This window comes from Geitlerinema sp. CS-897 (assembly GCF_028368005.1).
Taxonomy (GTDB): Bacteria; Cyanobacteriota; Cyanobacteriia; order Cyanobacteriales; family Geitlerinemataceae; genus Baaleninema; species Baaleninema simplex.
The window spans coordinates 19723-29743 of sequence record NZ_JAQNCQ010000276.1; the positions used below are offsets into that span (position 1 = coordinate 19723).

Consider the following 10021-nt stretch of genomic DNA (forward strand, 5'->3'; position numbering starts at 1 on the left):
TGCGGCCCTCGTCGTAAATTCCCTGTACGCTAGGACTTAAATCGATTTTGGGCGATCGCTTTAAGAGGGGTTATGGTGTGCGGATTCCGTATAAAAATGTAGAAACAGCGATCGCCCTAAATTGCCATAAAGCTTCCCGAATCGATCGCGTCGAGACTGACCCCCTCGAGGGTAGCCAACAACTCGTCAGCCAAAGAGATCGTCACGTCGTTACCCTGCTGAACGATCGCCAACTGCTCGAAAGTTATACCATCGAACAATCCCAAGCGATCGCCACCACTAAAGTCGGCAATGGTATCGCTGTCGTAACCGACGCGCAAGACGAAAACATCGTCACCTTCTCCTCCCATGAGGATATCGTTTCCGAGATCGCCCCAGAGCAGATCGCCACCGGAACCGCCAATTAAGGTATCGTTATCTCGACCGCCCCAGAGGACATCGTTTCCGTCGTTTCCTTGCAGGAGGTCGTCCCCTTGGTTCCCTGCCAGCAAATCGTTTCCGGCATTTCCCTCAATGAAATCGTTGCCGAGATCTCCACGAACGATATCGTTTCCGTCACCGCCGCGAACGCTGTCGTCGTCTTTCCCCGCTACGAGCAAATCGTCGCCAGTTCCACCATCGAGGATATCTTTACCTTGATTACCAGTGAGCGTATCGTTTCCATCGCCGCCATAGAGGTTGTCGTTTCCAGCCAAACCGACGATGAGATCGTTGCCGTTATAGGCTGAAATGGTTTCTCCATCGTCGCTTCCCGTGAGTACGTCGTCCGTATCGCTTCCGTCGAGAACGCGATCGGTGGGGTTGGGAGAGGGGAAGGTGCGATCGCTGACATCTCCAGAAGAACCAGAAGAAGCATCGGAATTGGGATCGTCTGTAACGGGAGACGGAGATGGCGAAGGCGATGGCTCGTCAGTCGGTGTTGCGGCTGTAACTGTAATGGCAACAGTATCGGTGTCTGAGAGAAAACCATCGCTGGCGGCGATCTCCACAGTGGCCTCTCCGGTAAAGTCCGTCGCTGGCGTAAATTCCAGCGTCGATAACGCGGCGTTGAGGTCGCTGAGACTTCCCGAGAACGTCACCACTGCATCGTCGGTTCCGTCGCCGTCTGCGAAACTGAGTCCGGTGGTTTCGGTGAGGGTTAACGTACCGTTGTTAGCCGTCAGGGTCACGTCTAAGTCGTCGCCATCGGCATCGAACACGGACATTTCCGACAGGTTGAGAGCGGTGTTGACGGACGTTTCTAAAGAATTGCTCGAAACCGTGTTTTCCGGCGCAACATTAGATGCAGAGGGAGGAACTGGAACCGCTCCCGTACCTTGAATGGCGAAGTCGTAGGGGTTCTCGTCGCTGTCATCGTTGGCAATGCTGAGCGTGGCAGTGCGAAGTCCTTCCTCAGAGGGGTCGAAGGTGACTTGGAAGGTCGTACTTTCCGAGGCGGCCAGAGAAGCGGCGGGAAGCACAGTCACGCTGAAGTCAGAAGCATTAAGGCCGCCAAGACTGACGAGGGGGGAACCACTGAGGGTTAAGGGGGTGTTCCCGAGATTTTCTACCGTGAAAGTACGCACGACTGTTCCGCCAGAAACGTCGGTGCTACCAAAATCGGTATGGTCAGACACATCAGGGGTAGTGCTATCGTCGGTGATGACTGTGCCGTTTCCTGTAATTTCGATTTCGGGGCGATCGAATTCAAAGGCTCCGATATCGCGAGCCAATCCGACAGCGGCGACTCCCCGTTGGTCGTTGGAGGTGGCATCGGTTCCCGAGCCATCGATGGCAGGACTCCCCGGTACGAGTGCGTGAGTGAGCGTCTCGCCGCCGTTGTCGGCTAGGGTTGCCTCGAGAACGTCGCTCAAGCTGAGTCCGCTGGTATCGAGGACGAGATCCGATCCCGAGCCGATGCTACCGGAACCGTTGCCGGTGGTGGTTCCCAGGATGTTGTTGTGGTTACCGTTGATGTTGTTTCCTGCTACGTCGGGGGCTTCACCACCTCGATCGATATTGCCAGCGATAATGCTGTTGCGGACGGTAAACGGATCGCCGTTACTGAAGATGCCGCCTCCGTCTCCCTGCCCGTTGGCATCGGCATCAGCAATGTTATTAGTAATAGTCGTATTTTCGATGAGGCCACCATGCCAGCTCCGAATGCCGCCACCGTCGTAATTATCTGAATTGCCCGAGATTGTTGAGTTACTGATATTAATGGCTTGACGACTGAAGATACCACCACCATGGTTGTTAGAAATGGTGGAATAGTTAAGGTTGATATATCCATAACTGGAAATGCCACCACCGTCATAGCCAGAATTTCCTGAAACAGTCGAATGGGTAAGGGTAACGTAGTCTCCAGCAATACCACCGCCGTTAGAGCTAGAGTTACCCAGAACTGTTGAATGAGTAAGAATAACATCTCGTCCAACAATTCCACCACCATCGTTGTAGCTAGAATTTCTCGAAATCGTGGAGTTGCTGAGATCGATATCTCCCCCACTAATACCACCACCACTGAGAAAGGCAAAATTCTCTAAAATCTCAGAGTTGGTGAGAGTGACATCACCTTGCCACGTGTAAATCCCACCACCACGATTTCGGGCGGAATTGTCTGAGATTGTGGAATTTGCAACGGTGATAATCCCACTGTTCATCGGACTCCCATTGTCCTGTTGCCAAACACCACCGCCGTGGTCGTCACTCGAATTACCTGAGATTGTGGAATCGTTTAGGGTGATAGTTCCTCCGCTCGCAATACCTCCACCGTTGCCATAGCTAAAGTTATCCGAAACTGTCGAGTTGTCATTGAGGGTAACACTTCCCAAACTCTTAATTCCGCCACCACCCTCACCATTGAACCCACTGGAGTTATTGTTATTAGAGATAGTAGAGTTAGTCAGGCTCACAGATCCTTGACTGTAAATGCCACCGACCCACGAGCCAGAATGCCCTGAGACTGTTGAATGGCTGAGGGTAACATCGCTACCACTCCAAATCCCGCCGCCGCTTGAGTTGCCGGAGCTGTGTGAAACAACTGAGTCGGTCAAGGAAACCTCTCCATAGCTTCCAATCCCACCGATATTGTCGCTGATGTTGTTCGAGACTTGGGAGTTGTCGCTGAGGCTAACTTTCCAATTGCCCCAAATTCCACCGAACTCTTGGCTGGAATTCCCTGAAATTGTGGAGTTCGTGAGGCTGACCTCTTTCAAGCTGTAAAGACCGCCTGCCTTTTGGCTGGAATTATCTGAAACGGTAGAGTCAGTGAGGGTGATGTTTTCCTGGCTGTACAGTCCGCCGCCCCGGTAATTGCTCGAATTGCCCGAAACTGTGGAGTTATTCAGTAAAACAATCGTTCCCTGACTGTAAATCCCCCCTCCCTTGTATAGGGGCGGGCCCTGATCGTTGATGGAATTTCCGGAGACTGTGGAGTTGTTGAGAGTGACCTTTCCACCACTGTAAATACCACCACCACTAAGCTTGCTGGAATTTCCGGAGACTGTAGAGTTGTTGGTTAAGCTGATGTCTCCAAAATAACTGAAAATGCCCCCACCAGCGCCGTCGTAGCTTATATTGCCTGAAATCTCGGAATTGCTGAGATTAGTACGTCCCAAGCTATTATAAATGCCACCACCATTGCCATAGCCAACGTTGTCGGAAACCCTGGAGTCGTTGAGAGTGACATCCCACTGACTATAAATACCGCTACCGTCATAGTAGTTGGTATTACTCGAGACTGTGGAGTTGTCAAGCAAAGTGATATTTCTGCGACCGTGAATACCCCCACCTTGACCGTAGTAGCTGACATTGTCTGAGACGCTGGAGTTGGTGAGAGTAATATTGTCTTCACTGTAAACTCCACCACCGCTGGAGTCAGCGACATTGTCCGAGACGATCGAGTCGATTAGGTTAAGCTCTCCAGAGCTATAAATCCCCGCACCGGCCTCAGACAAACCGATTGTTTTTCCTCCGGTTATTTTCAAACCTTCTATGGTCAAAGGCTTGTAGTATGGGCTGTTGATGACGCGAGATTTTTCATCAGCATCGATCGCCAGGTTCGCCGCTCCCGGCCCGACGATCGCCAATCCTTCGGTAATCTCTAGTTCTGTACCATTGAGGGTGATGGTTCCCGTCAACCCAGGTTCAAACCGGATTTCGTCAAATCCGTTTCCCCATTCCGAACCATCGATCGATGTATCTGTGTTGGCCGCCTCGATCGCTTCCCGTAGCGTTACCTTACCATCGCTGATGGTATTGTCGTCGAGCGAATCCACGAAGATAGTCGCCATGTCCTAAGTCCCTTTGGATAATACATCTTTCCTGGGATTTCGATTTACTACAACTGGCTTTCAAACAATTCAGAGATTACTCTGCTGGGTCTTTAGTCATTATAAAGATAGTTCGCGCAAAATTACTCTTGTTTTTATCACAAATCTTTAAGAAAATCGCAAAGAGATCGATGTTTTTCGGAGTATTTTCATTCTATGAAAAACTACATAAAATCTGATATTAAAATTTTAAATTCTATGTGAAATTACGCACGACAGTCCCAAATATCACTCTCTCAAACTCATTCCAATTATGAACAAACTCCGCTTGAATCTCGGCTGTGGCTCGAAGCTGTTGTCTGGCTATGTCAACGTTGACAAGTTTGGTACACCGGATCTGCACTTCGATCTCGAAACCTTTCCCTGGCCTTGGACAGACGACAGTGTTATCGAAATTCAATTGGTTCACGTCCTCGAACATTTAGGGCAACAAACGGACGTTTATCTCCAAATTATTCAGGAAATGTATCGTGTTTGTTCCGATGGTGCGACGATTAGAATAGTCGTTCCTCATCACCGTCACGATAACTTCGTTCGCGACCCCACTCACGTCAGAGCTATTACACCGATGGGATTGATGATGTTCTCTCGTCGTCTCAATCAGGAATGGCAAGCACAAGGGCGATCGAATACACCACTGGCACTCTATCTTAATGTCAATTTCGAGCTAGTGAAGACGAATTTTGTCCCCAGTCAGCTATGGTGCGATCGCTACCCCAATCGCGTTTCAGACTTACAACTGCTTTTACAAGAAAGCGCACTTTATAACAATCTCATTGAAGAAGTGGACATGATTTTAAAGGTTATTAAATCTAAGGTTTAAATCCACGAACTTTGGCGTGCCTCCCAAGATTGTAAATCGATCGGAGGCACGCTTTATCCCTCTTTTGTCATCTGTCATTTTCGGAATGAAAATTTCGATTGAAGCCGTTTAATTCTTGTTAAGGGAAGGTTTGAGAGATATTTTGACTTGAATTCTACAATTTTCAGACTTTTGAATAATAAAATAGCAATCCTAAATGGTTTGCGGAAACAGATCGGCTGAAAACCCTATACCATAATAATTCATATTGAAAACGATTCGCAAATGAGTTCATACTGCTAAATCTCTCAAGTTCAAACCCTTCAATATATTTGGAGTTTTTTTCTAATAGGAAACCAGCCCTATCTGTCAGCCCTATCTGATAGAAGAGGGTTATACGAAATCCAAATTTTAAACGCCATTTCATTTTTGAATCGGCGGATTTATAGTTATTGCTCGTTTTTTTTGAATTGAATAAATTTCATGAGTTGCGTTTCCATAGTTGTAAGAGTAGCCACATCACCAAACTGCCACCGATTCCAATAAAAAGACTCAAAAGAAAAGCCGGATCGAGCAAAATATTAGAAATCGTGAGTTCTCGAGTTTGCTGTGCGTCGGGTGGTTGAGTCGTCGCCACCGTCACCGCCAGCGCACTGGTGGCTAAGCCAACACTGGCAATTCCAATCGTGACGTTGAGCTTACGATCGCTCTTCGTTTGTTCGATTTGAATGACACCTTCGATATTGCGAATGAGGTTGTCCAGTAATGTTAAACCGCTCGACAAATTGTCGCGATCGAGTTCAATTTGCTGACGAAAAACTTTGGGATTCCAAGCATTATTAATTTGAGCATCCCAGCCAATTCCTAACGATTCTTGTCGCTGCTCGTGATTTGCCAAATTAATCGATATTGTCTGACGTTGCGCGTCCATCAGAATGAGTTTTCTCGCGTATTCAGACTGATGTAACGATAAATCAGTTAACTCTCGCTTGAGAAGGTTGAGTGAAAATTGCTTGTTTTGAATGCGTTCGTGAATCTGTTCGTAGCGATTTTTAATGCGACCATAATGTTTTTTGAGTTGATGCTTGAGTTGATGACTTTGCCAAGTTGCCCAAACAATTTTATTGCGGTATTCAAACCAGCGCAGGAAGTCGAGACAACGCCGAGACATTCGATCGGCGATTTTTTCAACTTCTAAATCGGGGGGAAATAAAAGCAAAACGACGTGAGGGAATGCTTGATGAAATTCGCTCAGCTCGAGATTCCAAAGTGTCGGTGTTTTCCAAAATTCAAACATCGAGCCGCCTAAAAATTGCCCCCTCGATTGTAAGTCGCGATCGAAGTCTGGTTTTTCGGGAAGTTCGAGTGTTTTATAAATTTCGCGGGCAATATTTTCTAACTTTTCAGGTTGTGTCACCTGACACCAAAACAGCCACGTTTCTCCTAACGTTCCGCGACGTTCTTTAATAAGGCGATCGCTCAAAGCTTCGTCGCGATCGATATTTTGAATAACTTGAGACTTGAGTTCTCGAATCGATCGAACCCGTTTCGGGCGATAATCGGGTTTTTTAGATTCCAAATATTGCCCCGAAGACTCAACTTGCAAAGCATAAACATCGCCTAGCCGAACGGGATACAAGTATCCGTCTAAATTCGCTAAAGGTTCGTAACGCTTCGGTAAAAGTTCGTTAGCGATATTTTTACCTTCGTAGCTTTCTAGCGTTTGTAATTGCTCTTCTGAGAGATTTGAATAAATTTTATTCCAGAAATGGCGTCGAGCTTTATCTAAATCCAGTTCGTCATCGCCGAGGGTTTCGCCTCGATCGTAAATAAATAAATCTAACGTCGGATAAACGAGGCAAGCTTCATCGAAGGGTTGCGTCTCCTCTCCCATCATTGAGATTCTCCAGTGGATTTAAAAAAGCGATCGCAGATCTTTCGCCAGCGGCCAGTTTTCACCACTTCCTGACTGACTTCACGTAGCGTCTCGTCATCTGCTCGATCGATCGCCTGTAGAAAATTCTCGAATTCGAGTTGAGATAACTGATTTTCCCGTTCCCAATCCGGTTGGGGCGGTTTTCCTTTAGAACGTATCGCGAGGGGTTCGTCGAGGTAATCGCACCAGTCTACATATACGTTTCCCAACTGACGCTCTGCCCAAGTATTGAGGCGTACTAAGTCATCAGGATCGTTCCAGTTCAAATCAGCGAGTTCGATGTGCCAATTGTCAGGAAGATTTTCTTCCCGTTTTGCCAAAGTCAGTAAAAGAGCTTTCAGCGTAATACGAGTGACTGCATCCATCAATCTAAACCCACGACGGTTAAAGCTGCCCAAAAATACGGATCGTCAAACAGGGGCGTATCCCGTTCTTTGATTTTACTTTGTTGCCGCTTTCTGCGTTCGAGTGCTAGAAATGCCCGACTATTGCGTTCGAGGCGCGTCAACCAAACGTCATACCACGCGATTAGACGGTTCGCCGTCTGTTGTCGCAACCACGCCACCGCTTTACCTCGCGCCACAGAGGGAACGTCGCCCTCGCGCAGAAGCTCGTAAAACCGCACCATCAACAGCGCACTGGCATCAGATTGCACCAACCACAGCGAACTCGCCACGCATTTCGCCCCCATCGCCAGAAAACCACTCGCCCAACCCACGTATTCCGTAATGAGATCGTAATTGCGGGCAATTCCCGTTTCGCAAGCGGACAGACTCACCAAATCGTAACTGCTTAGATCTTCCGCCTCCTCCACTAACTGTTTTAACGTCAGCGATTCCCCCTGGGCGAGACTGAGAAAAGAATGGGCGGGATTCGGGAACTCGTGCCAACTGTGTCCCGTGAAGTGACAGTAGCGATAGGCAGATTTGAGGTGTTCCAGGGTTGCGGTTGGCGTGGCGTTGTCTCCCTCCAACGCTGTCGCTTCGTACAGGTGACGAATCGCCGCCGCCTCGAAAAATGCCATCGGGAGGTCTTTCGTGGGACATTCGAGGCTGAGGAGGGCGGTAGTGGATTGGCGAGGTTCCTCTTGCGTCGCCAACCCCGTTTGCACGGAAGGAAGGCGCGTCATGGCGAAACAGTCGGGAAACAGGGCTTCCAAGGGGACGAGGTGCAGTTCCTTGTGGGGGAACAGAACCAGCGGAATGCTGTAGGGTTCGGCAGAATCCGGCGGGGACAGTTCCGCCACAATTCCGTCGATGTCTAACAGGTGTTTCAACTGCGTCAGGCGTTCTGGTAAGTGGGTGCGCCAAGGATGTTCGGGGTCGGGATTGGCTTTGTCCTTCACCTCGCGATAGTCGAGATAGTCTTGGTTCCACTCCTCCCACCACTGCTGAAAGGCTGCGTGACGCTCCGTGGCAGAGGTGGCGCTGTTGAGGAGGCGCGGCGGTTGTCCCGGTTGGAGGAGGAAGGCGTTCAGGGCGCTGGGGCTACAGTGCCAGTAGACGAGGGCGGTGTGGGTGCGGTTGGCGAAAGCGGTGGCGGTTTCAGCGGTTGCTGAGACGAATTCTTCCGTGTAACCGCGCAACAACCAACGCAGACAGGTGTTTTTTCCCCGTTCTGCCAGTTCCCAAGCTTTTACCGCATTGTTTGCCCGCGCCCAAAGGTCTACGGTCATTTGCTGGAAGTCGGCAAACTCGAATTCGAGTTGTCGTTTTTTATGGGGACTGGGAACGGTTTTGAGGTACTGATGCAGGACATCTGAACCCTGTCGCATTACCTCATCGGCTTCTTCGGGTTGTCCGAGAGCGGAGCAGACTTTTGCGAGGTCACGCCGCACTTTGAGATGCAGTTCGGGAAAGTCTCGTGCAGTGAGGGTTTTTAGGGCTTCGTCGTATTCGTGTTTCGCTTGGTGGAAGTAGCGACGGCGCTCTCCTTGTAAGTAAAGCTTGGGTCTGGCGTAGTAGTAGCGAGCTTGACCTATTGCATAGTGCAATTGTCCCCAACCTTCGGGGTGCGTCTCGCGGGGACAGTGTTCGAGTCCTTGGCGATAGGTGGCAAGTTTACCTCGATAACCCCGTTGAGCGAGATCGGGATATTGCACGGTAAGGGGGGTAAAGACAGAATGGAGGAGTTTTTCAACTGTATAGCCTCGGTTGTCCCAAGCCTGGTAGTAATCCGGTTTCAGAGCTAGGGCGCGATCGTAACTCTCCAATGCCTCCTCGTACCTGCCTAACTTATAGAGAGCATTGCCTCGGTTGTACCAAGCCTGGTAGTAATCCGGTTTCAGTGCCAGAGCGCGATCGCAACTCTCCAATGCCTCCTCGTTCCTGCCTAAATCATTGAGAGCAACGCCTCGATTATCCCAAGCCTGGCATAAATCCCGATTGAGAGCCAGAGATCGATCGAAACTCTCCACTGCCTCCTCGTACCTGCCTAAATAATAGAGAGCAATGCCTCGCCCGTTCCAAGCCTCGTAGACATCCGGATTCAGTTCCAGAGCGCGATCGAAACTCTCCAATGCCTCCTCGTTCCTACCTAACTTATAGAGAGCATTGCCTCGCCCGTTCCAAGCCTCGTAGTAATCCGGATTCAGTTCCAGAGCGCGATCGAAACTCTCCAATGCCTCCTCATTCCTGCCTAAATTCCCGAGAACAGCGCCTCGGTTGTACCAAGCCTGGTAGAAATCCGGTTTCAGTTCCAGAGCGCGATCGTAACTCTCCAATTCCTCCTCGTACCTGCCTAAATTCCCGAGAACACTGCCTCGGTTGAACCAAGCCAGGTAGACATCCGGATTCAGTTCCAGAGCGCGATCGCAGCTCTCCAATGCCTCCTCGTACCTGCCTAAATTCCCGAGAACACTGCTTCGGTTGCCCCAAGCCTGGTAGTAATCCGGTTTCAGTTCCAGAGCGCGATCGTAACTCTCCAATGCCTCCTCGTTCCTACCTAAATCATTGAGAGCAATGCCTCGCC

Annotated in this window: 5 protein-coding genes; 1 reads left to right on the forward strand and 4 read right to left on the reverse strand. The window is 49.6% G+C overall.

Annotated features, from left to right (window positions below):
* Nucleotides 1–116: 116 nt before the first annotated feature.
* On the reverse strand, nt 117–4274 hold the full coding sequence (locus POG22_RS17320; RefSeq protein ID WP_498906610.1) for a choice-of-anchor D domain-containing protein: 4158 nt from the start codon (nt 4272–4274) through the stop codon (nt 117–119).
* A gap of 292 nt (nt 4275–4566) precedes the next feature.
* Here POG22_RS17320 and POG22_RS17325 point away from each other — a divergent pair, with 292 nt between their 5' ends.
* Nucleotides 4567–5136: a class I SAM-dependent methyltransferase gene (locus POG22_RS17325; protein WP_498906611.1), complete on the forward strand. Its 570-nt coding sequence runs from the start codon at nt 4567–4569 to the stop codon at nt 5134–5136.
* 460 nt (nt 5137–5596) lie between these two features.
* Here the strand turns inward: POG22_RS17325 and POG22_RS17330 are convergent, their stop codons facing one another.
* The 3 genes from POG22_RS17330 to POG22_RS17340 form a co-directional block, all read right to left on the reverse strand.
* A complete protein-coding gene (locus POG22_RS17330) occupies nt 5597–7012 on the reverse strand; it encodes a hypothetical protein (RefSeq protein ID WP_498906612.1) in 1416 nt (471 codons plus the stop codon).
* The gene (locus POG22_RS17335; RefSeq protein ID WP_498906613.1) at nt 7009–7416 is read right to left on the reverse strand and encodes a hypothetical protein; all 408 of its coding nucleotides are present in this window, start codon (nt 7414–7416) and stop codon (nt 7009–7011) included. Before POG22_RS17335 ends, POG22_RS17330 begins: the two co-directional genes overlap by 4 nt.
* Nucleotides 7416–10021: tetratricopeptide repeat protein (locus tag POG22_RS17340; protein ID WP_498906614.1), on the reverse strand; the 2606-nt coding region annotated here is incomplete at its 5' end. The genes POG22_RS17335 and POG22_RS17340, both read right to left, overlap by 1 nt.